The following is a 16,613-nucleotide window of genomic DNA, read 5'->3' on the forward strand; positions in this document are numbered from 1 at the left end:
TCCGACGACTTGATGCCCTTTCAGGCCGCCCCCACCAGGGGCCGAAAGACCGGACGAGGCGAGGCACATGACCCCCACACCCTCCCGACGCACCCTGCTCCAGGGCCTGGCCACCGGTACGGCCGTGGTCGCGTTCGACCCCTTCACCCGCAGCTGGGCCGCGACGGCCGACAGCGCCTTCGCCCAGGTCCCGCCCCTGGACGGCACCCTGCTCACCGACCCCGCGTCCCTCGCGGCGGCGGCCGACGACTACGGCCACATCGTGCACCGCACCCCGGCCGCCGTCCTGCGCCCCGGCTCGGTCGACGACGTCGTCACGATGATCCGCTTCTGCAACACCCACGCCATCGACGTCGCCCCGCGCGGCCAGGGCCACGGCACCTTCGGCCAGGCCCAGGTGCCGGACGGCGTGATCATCGAGACGAGCCCGCTGAACCACATCGGCACCCCCGACAACGGCAGGGTCACCGTCGGCGCGGGCGCCGTGTGGAGCGACGTCCTGCGCGCGACCCTCCGGCACGGCCTCACACCACCGGTGTTCACCGACTACATCGAGCTCTCCGTCGGCGGCACCCTCTCGGTCGGCGGCATCGGCGGCCAGACCCATCGACACGGCGCCCAGGTCGACAACGTCCTCGCCCTCGACGTCGTCACCGGCGCGGGCGAACGCGTGCACTGCTCCCCGACCCGCCGCGCCGACCTCTTCCACGCCGTCCTCGCGGGCCTCGGCCAGTGCGCGGTCATCGTCGCCGCGACCCTGCGCCTGGTCCCGGCCCCCACCGCCGCGACGGTCCGCCACTACCTCCTCCCGTACACCGACCTCGACACCTTCCTCACCGACCAGCGCACCCTCACGCGGGAGCGCCGCTTCGACTACGTCGAGGGCCAGGTCACCGCCGACGAGAACGGCGCCTTCACGGCGTACGTCCTGGAGGCCGTCGCCTACGACGCCGAGGTCCCGGAAGCGACGCTGCTCGCGGGTCTGTCGTACGACCCGGCGGGCGTGCAGCGGACCACGCCGACGTACTTCGACTTCGTCAACCGGGTCGGGCCGGTCGCCGAGGAGCTGAAGAAGTCCGGGATCTGGGCGTACGCGCACCCCTGGCTGAACCTGCTGGTCCCGGGCGAGCGGACCGCCGAGGTGACCCGGGAGATCCTCGCCGGGGTCACCGCCGCCGACGTCGGCGCCGGGCTGATCCTGCTCTACCCCCTCGACCGGGCCCGCCTGCACACCCCGCTGCTGCCCATGCCGGACGACCCGGTTCCGTACCTGTTCGCGATCCTCGCGGCGACCCCGCCCGCCGACACGGCCACCGTCGACCGCCTCCTCGCCGCCAACCGCGCGGCGTACGACAAGACCGCGGCGGCCGGCGGGACGCAGTACCCGGTGGGGTCCATCCCGTTTCGGCCGCAGGACTGGCGCACGCACTTCGGTGCGGTCTGGCCGCAGCTCGCGGCGGCGAAACACACGTACGACCCCCGGGGTGTCCTCGTGCCGGGGCAGGGCGTCTTCGGCTGAAACGCGGTGACATGAGTCGAACCGACCGGGGTAGAAGAGCGGCTGATTCGCGGTCTTGCCCTGGCCGGTTCGCACCGCTTACTTTTTGCCCTCCTGACGCCTGTACAGGGGGTTCACCATGGCCGTACGCGGCCGGCACCGCCGATACCAGCCGACCCGGATCAACCGTGCTTCGCTCACCGTCACCGCAGGTGGCGCCGGTATGGCGCTGCCCCTCATGGGCGCCGGCACCGCGCACGCCGCCGATGTCCACACCTGGAACAAGGTCGCGGCCTGCGAGTCCACGAACAACTGGAGCATCAACACCGGCAACGGCTACTACGGCGGCCTCCAGTTCACCCGGTCCACCTGGGAGGCGTACGGGGGTCTGCGGTACGCGGGGCGCGCGGATCTGGCCACCAAGGACCAGCAGATCGCGGTGGCCGAGAAGGTCCTCGACGGCCAGGGGCCCGGCGCGTGGCCGGTGTGCTCGGTGCGGGCGGGGCTGACGCGGGGCGGGGACACGCCCGACATCGAGCCGGTCGCGCAGAAGAAGGCGGCCCCGAAGAAGGCGGCCCCGAAGAAGGCGGCCCCGAAGAAGGCGGCCAAGAAGTCCGAGGCGCCGGACGTCAGAGCTCAGGCGACCCCGCAGTCCCGTGCCGGGCGCACCGAGATGTACACCGTCGTGCACGGCGACACGCTCTCCGGGATCGCGGACGAGCGGGACGTCCGGGGCGGGTGGCGGGGGCTGTACGCCGCGAACCGCAGGACCATCGGCGGCGACCCCGATCTGATCCTGCCGGGGCAGCGGCTGAGCCTGGACGGGAAGAAGGCCGCCCAGGCGAAGGCACCGGCCAAGACCAAGCCTCATGCCAAGCCGCAGAGCAAGCCGCAGGCGAAGGCCACGCCCAAGGCGACCAGACCGAAGACGGTCACGAGCGAGCGGGGCGGTTCTCTCGTCGCCCCCGTCAACGCCGACACCGGTACGCGCTACCACGCCACCGGGTCCTCCTGGTCGAAGGGCTACCACACCGGCGTCGACTTCCCCGTCCCCACCGGGACCTCCGTGAAGGCGGTCGGCGCGGGGGAGGTCGTCACCGCAGGGTGGGGCGGCTCCTTCGGCTACCAGGTCGTCATCCGGCACGCCGACGGTCGCTACACCCAGTACGCCCACCTCTCGGCGATCTCCGTCAGGGACGGGCAGTCGGTCGGCGCGGGTCAGCGCATCGGCCGGTCGGGGTCCACGGGGAACAGCACGGGGCCGCACCTGCACTTCGAGGTACGGACAGGGCCCGGCTTCGGGTCCGACGTCGACCCGGTCGCGTACCTGCGGGCCGGGGGCGTCAAGATCTGAGCGGTCCAGGCGTCGTCCGGTTCGCCCGCGCGCGGGCCGGCGCCGTCAGGATCCGGCCGCACCGGTCCCGGTGCCGTCCGGTTCGCCCGCCCGTCGGCGCCGTCAGGATCTGACCTTCGCGCGGTGCCGGTCGGTGGCCCGGACGGCCAGGGACAGGCCGTCGTAGTAGAGCCGGTACGTCCCGTCCGCGAGGCGGGCGGACTCGTCGGCCGACACCCATGCGGGCGTGCCCTCCGGCACCTGTGCGGGGCCCGGCTTCGGGAGGTCGTCCGCCCGGGCGGCGGGGCGGGTCTCCGGCAGCTCCTCGCGGGCGGCCGGTGCCGACTGCTCGGGCAGCGTCGGCAGCAGGGCGTCGCCGGGCTCCCGGGCTGGCTCGGCGGGCCCCTCCTGCGCCGGTTCAGCCGTCTCCTGCGAGTGCTCGCGGGCCAGCCGCTCCGTCGTCAGCAGGATCAGGCCGCCCGCCGCGACGACGCCGCAGCCCAGCGCCAGGGCGGTGCCTGTCGCGCCGTAGCGGAACGTCTCGCCGAACATCGTGATCCCGACGGCCGCCGCGACCACCGGGTTGACGACGGTCAGCGTCGACAGCGGGGCCGCGAGGCCCGCGCCCCGGTAGGACGCCTGGGACAGCAGCATCCCGGCGGTGGCGAGGACACCGATCAGGACCAGGGTGGGCAGGTCACCGGCGGTGACACCGCCCGCCCAGTCGACGGCGACCGTCTTCGTGAACACCGAGGACATGCCGAACGCGATACCGGACGCCGTCGCCAGCAGCATCGCGCGGACCGCCGGATGCCGGTGCACCGCGCGCGCGGCGACCATCAGCGCGGCCACCGCACCGGCCGTGGCCGTCGCGACCGCGATCCGCTCGGGCGTCGTCAGGGACTGCGAGTCGGAGGCGCCGACCAGGGCCAGCAGGCCCGCGAGGCCGACCGTCGCCATCAGGGCGCCCCGCCAGGCCGTCGCCCCCGCGCGCTGCTTCACGAACAGGGCCGCCATCGGCAGCGCGAACACGATCGTCAGCGCGCCCAGCGGCTGCACGAGACTCAGCGGGCCGTACGCCAGCGCCACCACATGCAGGACCCCGCCCATGCCGTTCAGCGCGACCGCGCCCCACCACGCCGGGCGGCGCAGCGGAGCGTACTGCCCGGGGGAGGCGCTCGGGGAGGAGAGCGCCACCTGCTCCTGCACGATCGCGCCCGCGGCGTACGCCACGGCAGAGATCAGCGACAGGACCACGGACAACGCGAGGGCGCTCATGAGCTGCTCCTCTGCGTGAGGCGGGGGCACCAGGCCCGGCGCGGCGAACGGTCGGCTTCCATGACAACCACGATGCCCTGTCGATCTGTTCCTGTCGTCGTACCTGAGCACTCATTGCGTCGTACTACTCAGGGAGTACGTGAGGACTGCATCCCCCACCTTGGGTGGGGGTACGTACGCCGCCGGGCCGAGTCTCCCTCTCCGACCGTTCTTGGTACTACTGCTTTTCGTGGACCACGAACCCGGCCTCGACCCCGCCCTCGCCGCGCTGCGCCCGCTCGGCGGTTTCTTCGTCCTGCGCACCCTCCTAGACGAGGCAGGAGACCCGCCAGGCCCGCTGCCGACCCTCGCCGACGCGTACGACAACCAGTCGTCGGACGTTTACGGAAATCCGCTGACTTTCCGTGTCCGCAAGGTCGCCGGAAGTGTCCGCGCCCCCGAGGATCGGGTCGCCGCCTCCCTCGCCCACCAGTCCCTGGCCTCCCGCCTCTGGTCGATCGCCCTGGGCTCGGCCGCCCTCCTCGGTCGCCTCCCCGACCTCGACCCCGCCCTCCTGCGCTGGAACCCCGACGCGTCCGCCCCGGACGACCTGTGGCTCACCGAGGTCCGCCCCCGCCCGGTCGCTGGCCTCGCCGCCCTCATCCTCGACGCCCACCTCGAACCGCTGGCCGCCGCCCTGCACACCCACCACCGCATCGCCCCCGGCCTCCTGCGCGGCAACGCCGCCTCCGCCCTCGCCGGAAGCGCCCGCCAGCTGACCTCGTGGGCCCGGCAGCACGGCCGCAGCGACGTCGCCGCCACCACGCGCGCGCTGACCGCCGAACTCTTCGCCCACCCGCTCCTCGCCGGCACCGGAACCTTCACCGGACCCCGGTTCCGGCGCGGCAGCTGCTGCCTGTACTACCGGGTGCCCGGAGGGGGCCTGTGCGGCGACTGTTGTCTCGACACTCTTCCCCGCGCGCCCCGTCTGGGTGACCATGAGGGAACTGGCCGCTGAGAAGGGGGCTTAGGTTGCGAGTGGGCCTGCTGACCCGGGAGTACCCGCCGGACGTGTACGGCGGCGCGGGCGTCCATGTGGAGTTCCTGGCACGGGAGTTGAGACCGCTCGTCGACCTCGACGTGCACTGCTGGGGCGAGGGCCGCGCCGACGGCGTCCTGCGCCACCGGCCCTGGTCGGCGCTGGACGGCGCGAACGACGCACTGCGCACATTTTCCGTCGACCTCGCCATGGCCGCCGGACTCGAAGGGTGCCGGCTCGTCCACTCGCACACCTGGTACGCCAACCTCGCGGGCCACTTCGCGAAGCTCCTGCACGGCGTGCCGCACGTGATGACCGCGCACTCCCTGGAACCCCTGCGCCCCTGGAAGGCCGAGCAACTCGGCGGCGGATACGCCCTGTCGAGCTGGGCCGAGCGCACCGCGATCGAGGCCGCCGACGCCGTGATCGCCGTCTCCGGGGCGATGCGCGAGGACATCCTCGCCTGCTATCCGGCGCTCGACCCGGACCGCGTACGCGTCGTCCACAACGGCATCGACACCGGGCTGTACCGTCCCGACCACGGCACCGAGGCCCTCCAGCGCGCCGGACTCGACCCCGACCGGCCCTACGTCCTGTTCGTCGGCCGCATCACCCGGCAGAAGGGCGTCCCCCATCTGCTGCGCGCCGTACGGGACATCGACCCGCGCGCGCAGGTCGTGCTGTGCGCGGGCGCCCCCGACACCCCGGAGATCGACCGTGAATTCCGGGAGCTGTACGAGGAGTTGAGCAGCGTCCGGGACGGCGTGCACTGGATCCCGAAGATGCTGCCGCGCCCCGAGGTCATCCAACTCCTCACGCACGCAGCCCTGTTCGTGTGCCCCTCGGTCTACGAGCCGCTGGGCATCGTCAACCTGGAGGCGATGGCGTGCGGGACGCCGGTCGTCGCCTCGCGGGTCGGCGGGATCCCCGAGGTCGTCGACCACGGGCGTACCGGTCTGCTCGTCGAACTCGGCGATTCGGACGGCGAGTTCGAGGCCGGGCTGACCCGCGCGATCGACTCCGTGCTCGGTGATCCGGACGCGGCGCGGCGGATGGGGGAGGCCGGACGGGCCCGCGCCGTCGGGGAGTTCGGGTGGGACGCGGTGGCCCGGCGTACTGTCGCGCTCTACGCGGAGATCCTCAAACAGGGTTGAGCCGCCTCGCCGTGGGGCAATCAAGGGGAACCATAGGGTGAGGGGAGCGGCCATGCGTCGTGGTGGACCTTCGGTGCTCGGGATCGTTCTGGCGGGCGGTGAGGGCAAACGGCTGATGCCGCTGAGCGCGGACCGGGCGAAACCCGCGGTCACCTTCGGGGGGACGTACCGACTGGTGGACTTCGTCCTGTCGAATCTTGTCAACGCGGACATCCTGCGCATCTGCGTGCTCACGCAGTACAAGTCGCACTCGCTGGACCGGCACATCACGACCACCTGGCGGATGTCGAGCCTGCTCGGCAACTACGTCACACCGGTCCCCGCGCAGCAGCGGCTCGGGCCGCGCTGGTACCTCGGCAGCGCGGACGCGCTCCTCCAGTCGCTCAACCTCGTCCACGACGAACGGCCCGAGTACGTCGCGGTGTTCGGCGCGGACCACGTCTACCGGATGGACCCCCGGCAGATGCTCGCGCAGCACATGGAGTCCGGCGCGGGCGTCACCGTCGCGGGCATCCGCGTGCCGCGCACCGAGTCCTCGGCCTTCGGGGTCATCACCCCCGGCAGCGACGGGCAGGTCGTCGAGCGGTTCCTGGAGAAGCCTCTCGACCCGCCCGGCCTCGCGGACGACCCCGACACCGTGTTCGCCTCCATGGGCAACTACATCTTCACCACCAAGACCCTCATCGAGGCGCTCCAGCGCGACGCCGAGGACGAGAACTCCGTGCACGACATGGGGGGTTCGATCCTTCCCCAGCTCACCGCGCGCGGGGAGGCGTACCTGTACGACTTCAGCCAGAACCACGTGCCGGGCGAGACCAGCCGGGACCGGGGGTACTGGCGGGACGTCGGGTCGCTCGACGCGTACTACGACGCGCACATGGACCTCATCGCCGAGCGGCCCGCGTTCAACCTCTTCAACCGGAGCTGGCCCATCTACACCCACGCCAACCAGCTCTCCCCGGCGCGCTTCAACGCGGGCGGCATGGCCAGCGAGTCGATCATCAGCGCCGGATGCCTGATACGGGGGCAGGTCACGCGGTCCGTGCTGTCGCCGGGGGTCGTGGTGGACCCCGGGGCGGTGGTGCAGGGGGCGGTGCTGCACGACAACGTCCGGATCGGGCGGGGGGCCGTGGTGCGGGGGGCCGTGCTGGACAAGAACGTCGAGGTTCCGCCGGGGGCGACGATCGGGGTGAACCCGGAGCGGGACGGGGAGCTGTACACGGTGTCCAAGGGCGGGGTGATCGCGCTGGGGAAGGGCCAGATCGTGAGCTGAGGGGCGGGGTGCGGCGGGAGTGACGGCAGCGGCGACTTAATCCGTTGTTAACTGAGCGTAGCTTGATCGTACTTGACCGTAATCGGTCGAACGGGTTTGACTGCTGCTCCACCCGTCGCCGACGCGAGGCAAGCCCTTGACTGCCGACCTGCTCGCACCCCTCGATCTGGCGTTCTGGAACCTGGAGACCGCCGAGCACCCCATGCACCTCGGCGCCCTCGGCGTCTTCTCCGCGCACTCGCCCACCGCGGGCGCCCACGCGGCCGACCTCCTCGCGGCCCGCGCCGCCGGAGTCCCGGGCCTGCGCATGCGCATCCGCGACACCTGGCACCCCCTCGCCTTCGGCGCCGCCGTCCGCGAACCCGCCCCCGGCTTCGACCCCCTCCACCACGTCGTCCTGCACGCCCCCACCCCCGACTTCCAGACCGAGGCGGGCCGCCTCATGCAACGCCCCCTCGACCGGACCCGGCCCCCGTGGGAGGCCCACGTCCTGCCGGGCGAGGACGGCGTGACCTTCGCGGTCCTCTTCAAGTTCCACCACGCCCTGGCGGACGGCCTGCGCGCCCTGACGCTGGCGGCGGCGGTGCTGGACCCGATGGAGGGTCCTGAGCCCCGCAGGCGGAGGCGGGACGAGGAGGAGGCGACGGGCGTACGGCGGCTGGCGGGGATGGTGCGGGCGGCGCTGCCGGGGCCGGTGCGCGATGCGCTGAGCGGTGCGGCACAGCCGTCCGCCCCGTCGGCCGACGCCCCCTCCGGGCCGGCCCGGAGGGGCGCCGCATCGCTGCTGGGCGCCCTGTCCGTCGCCGCCCGGCACGCCGCCGCCCCCTTCGCCGCCGCTCTCTCGGGCACAGCCCGCCGGACCGCTCCCCTCCTCGACGCCGTCGCCGAGCCGCTCGCCGACGCCCTCGCCGGGGCCGCCGCGCTCCCCGGCCGTGTCCAGGGCGCCCTCTCCGGCACCGGACGCGCCCTCGACATCGGCGCCTCCGTCGCCGTGTCCGGGCTCGCCGTCCGCTCCACCCCGGCGCTCACCTCCGAGCCCACCGGGACGCGCCGTACCGCCGGGGTCGTCATCGACGTCGACGACGTGCACCGGGTGCGCAAAGCCGTCGGGGGGACCGTCAACGACGTACTGATCGGGGTCGTCGCGGGGGCGCTGCGGCGGTGGCTCGACGAACGCGGGGACGGGAGCACGGGGGTGGTGCCCCGGGCGCTCGTGCCGGTGTCGCAGCGCCGTCCCCGTACCGCTCATCCGCGGGGGAACCGGCTCTCCGGGTACCTCGTGCGGCTCCCCGTCGACCAGGCGGAGCCGCTCGCGCGCCTCGCCGCCGTACGGACCGCGATGGACCGCAACAAGGACGCCGGACCCGGCCGGGGCGCGGGAGCCGTCGCGCTGCTCGCCGATCATGTGCCCGCGCTCGGGCACCGGCTCGGAGGGCCGCTCGCCGGGCAGGCCGCGCGGTGGTGGTTCGACGTGCTCGTGACCAGCGTGCCGCTGCCCGGCGTGGCGCTGAGGCTCGGCGGGCACCCCGTCGTCGAGGTGTATCCGTACGCGCCCCTCGCGCGCGGACAGGCGCTCGCCGTCGCGCTGTCCAGCTATCGCGGACGCGTGCACGTGGGGCTCGTCGCGGACGGCGCGGCCGTCCCCGATCTCGACCGGCTCGCGGCAGCCGTGACCGCCGAGGTGGAGACGCTGGTCACGGCGACCGCCACGGGTTTGGAGGACGGGCCCGGCGCTCCGTAAAATCATCCGTTCGAAAGCGGACGCGACCGGCGCGCCGCACGGCGAGTCGAGGAACACAGCGCGATGACGGTGACAGAGGACGGCGAGGCCGTGTACGGCCCCGGGATCGACCCCGAGCGGCTTGCCGTCTGCCTGAGCGTGCTGGACGAGCTGGACAAGCTCGACGTGGACCACCCCGACGCCATCGCCGTGCGCCGCGCCACCGCCGGCATCTACCGCACGGTCAAGCAGCGCCGCAGGCAGGAGCGCCGCGCCGCGAAGACCGCGCACGACAAGTCGGTCACCGAGGCCACCGCGACCGGCTCCGCCCAGCGCATCGACGACGAGACGGAAGGCATCCTGCCGTCCTCGGTCACCGAGGCCGGGAAGATCGCCGGAGTCCTCCAGCGCCCGCGCTCCTGCTACACCTGCAAGACTCGGTACGTCGAGGTCGACTACTTCTACCACCAGCTCTGTCCGGACTGCGCGGCCCTCAACCGCGAGAAGCGGGACGTCCGCGCCGACCTCACCGGCAAGCGCGCGCTGCTCACCGGCGGCCGGGCCAAGATCGGCATGTACATCGCGCTGCGCCTGCTGCGCGACGGCGCGCACACCACGATCACCACCCGCTTCCCCAAGGACGCCATCCGCCGCTTCAAGGCGATGGACGACTCCGCCGACTGGATCCACCGCCTCGAAGTCGTCGGCATCGACCTGCGCGACCCCGCCCAGGTCGTCGCCCTCGGCGAGCGGATGACCGAGGCCGGGCCGCTCGACATCCTCATCAACAACGCGACCCAGACGGTACGGCGCCTGCCGTCCGCGTACGCCGCCCTCGTCGACGGCGAGTCCGCGCCGCTGCCCGCCGGGGAACTGCCCGCGCACCACGTCATCGGCGCGTTCGGGTCCGGCGCGGTCGACGGGATCGCCGCGCTGCCGCTCGGGTCGTCCGGGATCGACGCGCAGAAGGTCGCCGACCTCGCCCTCGTCGCCGGGAACGCGAGCGTCGAGCGGCACCTCGACGGGACCGCCATCGACGCGGGCGGGCTCGTCCCCGACGTCGTCGACACGAACACCTGGGTCCAGTCCATCGAGCAGATCTCGCCGGTCGAGCTGCTCGAAACCCAACTCTGCAACTACACCGCGCCGTTCATCCTCATCAGCGCGCTGCGGCCGATCATGGCCGACGCCGCGCGCAAGGCGGTCAGCAAGCGCGCCTACGTCGTCAACGTCTCCGCCATGGAAGGCGTGTTCGGCCGGGGCTACAAGGGCGCCGGGCACCCCAACACCAACGCCGCCAAGGCCGCGATGAACATGGTCACCCGGACCAGCGCGGACGAGATGTTCCAGACCGACGGCATCCTCATGACGTCCGTCGACACCGGCTGGATCACCGACGAGCGGCCCCACTACGACAAACTGCGCCTCGCCGAGGCCGGGTTCCACGCGCCGCTCGACCTCGTCGACGGGGCGGCACGGGTGTACGACCCGGTCGTGCGCGGGGAGGCGGGGGAGGACGTGTACGGGGTGTTCCTCAAGGACTACGCGCCCGGGAAGTGGTAGGGGCGGGTTTCTCCGAGAGGTAGGGAGCTGACCAGCGTTTTCAGGCCAGGTTCGAATGTCGTGGCGGTGAGTTCGGGGGTGCGGGGAAGGTGGGGATGTCGCACCACAGCGACACCCTTCCTCGTGTCACGACGACAGGACAGGACCGGGTCATGGGACGTTCGGAACTCTCCGCTTCCGGTGGGGCCTTTCTGCCGGGGCGCCGCAGCGTGCTCCTGGGGGCGCTCGGCGCCGCCGCCGTAGGCGTACTGACCGCTCGACCGGCGTTCGCCGCAGCCGCGCCGGGCTACACCTTGCTGACCCGCGCCGACTGGGGCGCCGACGAATCACTCCGGTTCGCCGCCGACGGCACCGAGAAGTGGCCGCCGGAGTACTACCCCCTCCAGACGGTCAGCATCCACCACACCGCCGACGGCAGCACCGACCCAGATCCGGCGGCCCGGGTCTGTGCCATCTACCGCAACGACGCCACCGGCAAGGACTTCGGCGACATCGGCTACCACTACCTGATCGACGAGAACGGCCGTGTCCACGAAGGCCGTTGGTCCGGCACGGACGGCGCCCCGGCCCACGACGCCACGGGCCGCCTGGTGACCGCGGCCCACATAGGCGGCTACAACTCGGGCAACGCGGGCATCGCCCTGCTCGGCACCCTGACCTCGACCCCGGCATCACCGGCGGCCCGGGCAACCCTGATCCGCCTCCTCGCGGACCTGGCCACACGCCACACGCTCGACCCCCTCGCCACCGTCCTCTACCGCAACCCGATCAGCGGAGCCACCCGAACCGTCCCCACGATCAGCGGCCACAAGGACTGGGCGGCCACCCTCTGCCCCGGCACGGTGCACGCGGATCTCCCGGCGATCCGCCGAGAGGTCGCCGCGCTGCTCGACGGCTGAGGGCCTGGAGTCCCCAGGAGCTCAAGGGAGTTGCCGTCCGTGCGATGAGATCCGGCCGCGTCGACCCGAACGGACACCAGGGTGACGACCAGCACGACTTCCCGGCTCCACACCACCGTGGACGCCCTGCGGGACGATCGACGAGGCGACCGCCGCAGCCGCGCGGACGGAGGGCGTCCACGGTGAATTCGTGGACTCCCCCTGGCCCTGTCCCCCCAGAACCTCTACTGCATCGGCCTCATCCTGGAAACCCCCGTCTACCTGGACCGCCCCACGCGACCGTCGCCCTCCTGAGCTGGGCCGGGATCGGTGGCTCGGACTGAGTGCCGTTCAGTGCGACTCCCGGCTCACCTCGCTTCCGCTCGATCCCACCAGGAAGTCGAGGTCCGCGCCGGTGTCCGCCTGGAGGACGTGGTCGATGTAGAGGCGTTCCCAGCCTCGGCGGGGGCTCGCGTAGGCCGCTGTGGTGGAGGTGGGGGGTTTCCGGCGGGAGAGTTCCGTCTCGGGGACGTCGATGTCGATGCGGCGTGCGGGGACGTCGAGTTGGATGATGTCGCCCGTGCGGACCAGGGCCAGCGGGCCGCCCGCCGCCGCTTCGGGGGCGACGTGCAGGACCACCGTGCCGTACGCCGTGCCGCTCATGCGGCCGTCGCAGATGCGGACCATGTCGCGGATACCTTGCGCCAACAGCTTCTTCGGGAGGGGCATGTTCGCCACCTCCGGCATGCCCGGGTAGCCCTTCGGGCCGCAGCCGCGCAGGACGAGGACCGAGTCGGCGTCCACGTCCAGGTCGGGGTCGTCGATGCGGGCGTGGAAGTCCTCGACGGAGTCGAAGACCACGGCCCGGCCCCGGTGCCGGAGGAGGTGGGGGGAGGCCGCGGCCGGTTTCAGCAAGGCGCCGTCGGGAGCCAGGTTGCCGCGCAGGACGGCGATGCCACCCTCGGCCACCAGGGGTTTCGCGCGAGAGCGGATGACCTCGGCGTCCCAGATCGCCGCGTCGGACAGGTACGACACCAGAGGGGCGCCGGTGACCGTCAGCGCCGTCGGGTCGAGCAGGTCCCGCACCTCGCGCAGGACCGCCGACAGGCCACCCGCCCGGTGGAAGTCCTCCATCAAGTACCGCCCGGCGGGCTGGAGATCGACCAGAACGGGGACACGGGAGCCGATGCGGTCGAAGTCGTCGAGGGTCAGGTCGATCCCCAACCTCCCGGCGACGGCGAGAAGATGGACGACCGCGTTGGTGGAGCCGCCGATCGCCGCGAGGGCGACGATCGCGTTGTGGAAGCTCGCCTTCGTCAGGAAGGTCCCGGGACGCCGGTCGGCGGCGACCATCTCCACCGCCAACTTCCCCGTCCCGTGGGCCGCTTGGAGGAGACGGCTGTCCGGCGCCGGAGTGCCCGCGACGCCGGGTACGACGGTCCCGAGCGCCTCGGCGACCAGCGCCATCGTGGACGCCGTACCCATCGTGTTGCAGTGGCCCTTGCTGCGGATCATCGCCGACTCGGAGCGGGTGAAGTCGGCCTGCGAGAGGGTCCCGGCGCGGACCTCCTCGGAGAGTTTCCACACGCCGGTGCCGCAGCCCAACAGGGCGCCCTGGAAAGTGCCGTTGAGCATGGGACCGCCGGGGACGACGACCGCGGGGAGGTCGACGGAGGCCGCTGCCATGAGGAGTGAGGGGATCGTCTTGTCGCAGCCCCCCAACAGGACCACGCCGTCGATGGGGTTGGCGCGCAGCATCTCCTCGGTGGCCATCGCGGCCATGTTCCGCCACAGCATCGCGGTCGGGCGGACCTGCGTCTCGCCGAGCGACACGACGGGCAGGTCCAGCGGGACGCCCCCGGCCTCGTAGACGCCGTTGCGGACGGACGCGGCGACCTCGTCGAGGTGCGCGTTGCACGGCGTGAGATCGGACGCCGTGTTGGCGATGGCGATCTGCGGGCGGCCCGTGAACGCGTCGTCCGGGACTCCCCGGCGCATCCACGCCCGGTGGATGTACGCGTTGCGGTCCTGGCCCTCGTACCACTGAGCGCTGCGGAGCGTCACCATGAAGCGCCTTCCAATAACCGACACGCAGGTCTAACCTTTGGAACGCCATGGAGCATACGCAGACGTACGACGGACCGACAGACCCCGGAGCCGACCGGCTCGTGGGGGCGGACCGGGTGCTCGCGGTCCTCAAGGAACTCGCCCGCCACCCGGGCGGCGTCGGCCTGGACGAGCTGACGCGCGTGATCGGCAGCCCGAAGCCGACCGTGCACCGCGCCCTGAGCGCCCTGCGCCGCGCGGGCCTCGCCGACCAGGACGCCCCCGGCCGGTACGTGCTCGGCGACGAGTTCCTGCGCATGGCGTTCGCGCACCACGAGGCCCGCCCCGACCACGTCCGCGTCCGCCCGGTCCTCGAAGCGCTCGCCCACCGCTTCGGCGAGACCGCGCACTACGCCGTCCTCGACGGCCACGAGGTCGTCTACCGCGCCAAGGTCGACCCCCCGTCCGGCGCGGTCCGCCTCACCTCCACGATCGGCGGACGCAACCCCGCCCACACCACGGCCGTCGGAAAGCTGCTGCTGGCAAGGGAGTTGACCACGCTCGCGGCCGTCGAGGCGTGGATCGGCGATCGCACGCTGGAACGCCGCACCCCCCGGACCCGCTGTACGGCGGAAGAGCTGTACGCCGAACTGGCCGTGACCCGGCAGCGCGGCTACGGCCTCGACGACCAGGAGAACGAGACCGGCATCCACTGCCTCGCCCTCCCCGTGTACCTGACCTCGCCGTCCACCCCCTCGGGCGCGGTCAGCGTCAGCGCGCTCGCCTACCGCTCGCCCCTCGCGGCGATGATCGACGCCCTCGACGACATCCGTGCCCTGCTGCCGAGTTGACCTCTCAGGAGACGAACCCCCATGCACCTCATGCGAATTGGCGCCCCCGGCGCGGAGAAGCCCGTCGCGCGGATCGACGACGACACGTACGTCGAACTCGCCGACCTCGTCACCGACTTCGGCGAAGGCTTCTTCGGCGGCGGCGGAATCGACCGTATCCGCCCCGTGGTCGCCGAGCGCGCCGCGGCCGGCCGGGTCTCCCGCTTCGCCGGGGAGCGCATCGGCGCCCCCATCGCCCGCCCGCACCAGATCCTCTGCATCGGCCTCAACTACCGTGACCACGCCGCCGAGTCGGGCATGGCCGTCCCCGACGAGCCGATCCTCTTCACCAAGTCCCCGAACACGCTGATCGGCCCGAACGACGACGTCCGCATCCCGCGCGGCTCCACCAAGACCGACTGGGAGGTGGAGCTGGGCATCGTCATCGGCAAGCGCACCAGCTACCTCGACTCGGTGGCGGACGCCCGCGACGCCATCGCCGGGTACGTCGTCGTCAACGATGTCAGCGAGCGCGCCTTCCAGTTGGAGCGCGGCGGCCAGTGGGCGAAGGGCAAGTCCGCCGAGACCTTCAACCCGGCCGGACCCTGGCTCGCCACCGCCGACGAGATCGACGACGTCCTCGCCCTCGACATGTGGCTCGACGTCAACGGCACCCGCCGCCAGACCGGCAACACCAAGACGATGATCTTCGACCCGTACTTCATCGTCCACTACCTCAGCCAGTTCCTCACCCTGGAGCCCGGCGACCTCATCAACACCGGCACTCCGCCCGGCGTCGGCATGGGCCTCACCCCGCCCGTCTACCTCAAGCCCGGCGACACGATGGAGCTCGGCATCACCGGCCTCGGCACCCAGCGCCAGCACGTCATCGCGCCCCGCTGATGCGCGCGTTCGTCCTCACCGCCCCGGGCGCGTACGAGGTCGCCGACCTCCCCGCGCCCGAGGCGGCACCCGGCGAAGTCGTCGTCGACGTCGAACGCGCCGGGGTCTGCGGCACCGACGTCGAGTTCTACACCGGCCACATGGCCTACCTCCACCAGGGCCACGCCGCCTACCCGCTGCGCCCCGGCCACGAATGGTGCGGGCGGGTCTCGGCGGTCGGCCCCGGCACCGACCGCGCCTGGCTCGGCCGCCGCGTCATGGGCGACACCATGCTCGGCTGCGGAGACTGCCGCCGCTGCCGGCGCGGCCACCAGCACGTGTGCGACCGACGCCAGGAAGTCGGCGTACGGGGCGGCCGGGCGGGCGCCCTCGCGGAACAACTCGCCGTCCCCGCCGGCTCGTTGCACGCCCTGCCGGACGAAGTCGACGCCGAGCTGGGCGCGTTGGTCGAGCCCGGCGGCAACGCGCTGCGGGCCGCCCGCGCGACCGGCGCGGGTGCCGACGACCGGGTCCTGGTCCTCGGGCCGGGCACGATCGGCCTCCTCACGGCCCTGTTCCTGCGGGCCCAGGGCGCGGAGGTCCACCTCCTGGGCGTCACCCCCGAGTCCCTCTCCTTCTCCCGCGCTCTCGGCTTCACGCATGTGTGGCAGTCCGTCCCGGATCTGCCGTACGACGCCGTCGTGGACGCCTCGACGGCCACCGAACTCCCGGCGCGGGCACTGGAGTCGGTGGAGCCGTCCGGGAGGCTCGTGTACATCGGGCTGGCCCGGGAACCCAGCCTGATCGACACGCGGACCCTCGTCCTCAAGGACGTCACGGTGACCGGGATCCTGTCCGCGTCACCGGGGCTCGACCCGGCGATTCGGGCCTACGCGGAGGGAGTTGTGGACCCACGGCCGCTCGTCGCCGCGACCGTGGGCCTCGATCAGGTGGGGGCCGTCCTCGGGGGCAAGCGCCCCGTGGAGAGCGGCCCTGGGCCCAAGGTGCTGGTGGATCCGGCGCGTTAGCCCGACCGGCCCGCCCCCGCACAGCGCTGCCGCCGCGCTGTGCAGGTTCTTCGCAGCCGACGCCGGCCCCTCCGTCTGCGGGTGACTCGCGTCGAGATCTGCTTCGGGGCGC

General features: G+C 72.6%; 13 protein-coding genes. 11 read left to right on the plus strand and 2 right to left on the minus strand.

Annotated features, from left to right (window positions below):
- The first annotated feature begins 67 nt into the window (after positions 1 to 67).
- The gene (locus ACQCO7_RS37015) at positions 68 to 1,519 is read left to right on the plus strand and encodes an FAD-binding protein (protein WP_464075902.1); all 1,452 of its coding nucleotides are present in this window, start codon (positions 68 to 70) and stop codon (positions 1,517 to 1,519) included.
- A 118-nt stretch (positions 1,520 to 1,637) separates the two neighbouring features.
- The gene (locus ACQCO7_RS37020) at positions 1,638 to 2,852 is read left to right on the plus strand and encodes a transglycosylase family protein (protein ID WP_464075903.1); all 1,215 of its coding nucleotides are present in this window, start codon (positions 1,638 to 1,640) and stop codon (positions 2,850 to 2,852) included.
- Between the two features lie 102 nt (positions 2,853 to 2,954).
- Here ACQCO7_RS37020 and ACQCO7_RS37025 read toward each other — a convergent pair whose 3' ends face one another.
- Positions 2,955 to 4,109: a DMT family transporter gene (locus ACQCO7_RS37025; protein ID WP_464075904.1), complete on the minus strand. Its 1,155-nt coding sequence runs from the start codon at positions 4,107 to 4,109 to the stop codon at positions 2,955 to 2,957.
- A gap of 229 nt (positions 4,110 to 4,338) precedes the next feature.
- Here ACQCO7_RS37025 and ACQCO7_RS37030 point away from each other — a divergent pair, with 229 nt between their 5' ends.
- The 6 genes from ACQCO7_RS37030 to ACQCO7_RS37055 all read left to right on the plus strand — a co-directional run bounded on the left by ACQCO7_RS37030 (position 4,339) and on the right by ACQCO7_RS37055 (position 11,736).
- Complete coding sequence (locus ACQCO7_RS37030; protein ID WP_464075905.1) at positions 4,339 to 5,106, plus strand: (2Fe-2S)-binding protein; 768 nt, start codon at positions 4,339 to 4,341, stop codon at positions 5,104 to 5,106.
- 14 nt (positions 5,107 to 5,120) lie between these two features.
- Positions 5,121 to 6,281, plus strand: a complete 1,161-nt coding sequence (gene glgA / locus ACQCO7_RS37035) for a glycogen synthase (protein WP_464075906.1) — start codon at positions 5,121 to 5,123, stop codon at positions 6,279 to 6,281.
- Between the two features lie 52 nt (positions 6,282 to 6,333).
- Complete coding sequence (glgC, locus tag ACQCO7_RS37040) at positions 6,334 to 7,554, plus strand: glucose-1-phosphate adenylyltransferase (protein ID WP_409118945.1); 1,221 nt, start codon at positions 6,334 to 6,336, stop codon at positions 7,552 to 7,554.
- 136 nt (positions 7,555 to 7,690) lie between these two features.
- Complete coding sequence (locus ACQCO7_RS37045; RefSeq protein WP_464075907.1) at positions 7,691 to 9,295, plus strand: wax ester/triacylglycerol synthase domain-containing protein; 1,605 nt, start codon at positions 7,691 to 7,693, stop codon at positions 9,293 to 9,295.
- A 63-nt stretch (positions 9,296 to 9,358) separates the two neighbouring features.
- Positions 9,359 to 10,837, plus strand: a complete 1,479-nt coding sequence (locus ACQCO7_RS37050) for an SDR family NAD(P)-dependent oxidoreductase (protein WP_464075908.1) — start codon at positions 9,359 to 9,361, stop codon at positions 10,835 to 10,837.
- Positions 10,838 to 10,989: 152 nt separating this feature from the next.
- A complete protein-coding gene (locus ACQCO7_RS37055) occupies positions 10,990 to 11,736 on the plus strand; it encodes a peptidoglycan recognition protein family protein (RefSeq protein WP_464075909.1) in 747 nt (248 codons plus the stop codon).
- Between the two features lie 330 nt (positions 11,737 to 12,066).
- Here the strand turns inward: ACQCO7_RS37055 and ACQCO7_RS37060 are convergent, their stop codons facing one another.
- Positions 12,067 to 13,782 carry an IlvD/Edd family dehydratase gene (locus ACQCO7_RS37060; RefSeq protein WP_464075910.1) on the minus strand — a complete coding sequence of 572 codons (1,716 nt, stop codon included), beginning with the start codon at positions 13,780 to 13,782 and terminating at the stop codon, positions 12,067 to 12,069.
- 47 nt (positions 13,783 to 13,829) lie between these two features.
- Here ACQCO7_RS37060 and ACQCO7_RS37065 point away from each other — a divergent pair, with 47 nt between their 5' ends.
- Genes ACQCO7_RS37065 through ACQCO7_RS37075 form a run of 3 tightly spaced genes read left to right on the plus strand, consistent with a single transcriptional unit; the run spans position 13,830 to position 16,501 of the window.
- Positions 13,830 to 14,612: an IclR family transcriptional regulator gene (locus ACQCO7_RS37065; protein WP_464075911.1), complete on the plus strand. Its 783-nt coding sequence runs from the start codon at positions 13,830 to 13,832 to the stop codon at positions 14,610 to 14,612.
- A gap of 21 nt (positions 14,613 to 14,633) precedes the next feature.
- Positions 14,634 to 15,494 carry a fumarylacetoacetate hydrolase family protein gene (locus ACQCO7_RS37070; RefSeq protein WP_464075912.1) on the plus strand — a complete coding sequence of 287 codons (861 nt, stop codon included), beginning with the start codon at positions 14,634 to 14,636 and terminating at the stop codon, positions 15,492 to 15,494.
- Positions 15,494 to 16,501 carry a zinc-dependent alcohol dehydrogenase gene (locus ACQCO7_RS37075; RefSeq protein ID WP_464075913.1) on the plus strand — a complete coding sequence of 336 codons (1,008 nt, stop codon included), beginning with the start codon at positions 15,494 to 15,496 and terminating at the stop codon, positions 16,499 to 16,501. The genes ACQCO7_RS37070 and ACQCO7_RS37075 overlap by 1 nt, the downstream gene beginning before the upstream one ends.
- Positions 16,502 to 16,613 lie beyond the last annotated feature (112 nt).

Source organism: Streptomyces saintjeani (assembly GCF_055409605.1).

Bases quoted from the DNA above. Each gene is read 5' to 3' on its own strand.
- ACQCO7_RS37015 (WP_464075902.1), top strand. From the start codon at position 68: ATGACCCCCACACCCTCCCGACGCACCCTGCTCCAGGGCCTGGCCACC.
- ACQCO7_RS37020 (WP_464075903.1), top strand. From the start codon at position 1,638: ATGGCCGTACGCGGCCGGCACCGCCGATACCAGCCGACCCGGATCAAC.
- ACQCO7_RS37025 (WP_464075904.1), bottom strand. From the start codon at position 4,109: ATGAGCGCCCTCGCGTTGTCCGTGGTCCTGTCGCTGATCTCTGCCGTG.
- glgC (WP_409118945.1), top strand. From the start codon at position 6,334: ATGCGTCGTGGTGGACCTTCGGTGCTCGGGATCGTTCTGGCGGGCGGT.
- ACQCO7_RS37050 (WP_464075908.1), top strand. From the start codon at position 9,359: ATGACGGTGACAGAGGACGGCGAGGCCGTGTACGGCCCCGGGATCGAC.
- ACQCO7_RS37055 (WP_464075909.1), top strand. From the start codon at position 10,990: ATGGGACGTTCGGAACTCTCCGCTTCCGGTGGGGCCTTTCTGCCGGGG.
- ACQCO7_RS37060 (WP_464075910.1), bottom strand. From the start codon at position 13,782: ATGGTGACGCTCCGCAGCGCTCAGTGGTACGAGGGCCAGGACCGCAAC.
- ACQCO7_RS37065 (WP_464075911.1), top strand. From the start codon at position 13,830: ATGGAGCATACGCAGACGTACGACGGACCGACAGACCCCGGAGCCGAC.
- ACQCO7_RS37070 (WP_464075912.1), top strand. From the start codon at position 14,634: ATGCACCTCATGCGAATTGGCGCCCCCGGCGCGGAGAAGCCCGTCGCG.
- ACQCO7_RS37075 (WP_464075913.1), top strand. From the start codon at position 15,494: ATGCGCGCGTTCGTCCTCACCGCCCCGGGCGCGTACGAGGTCGCCGAC.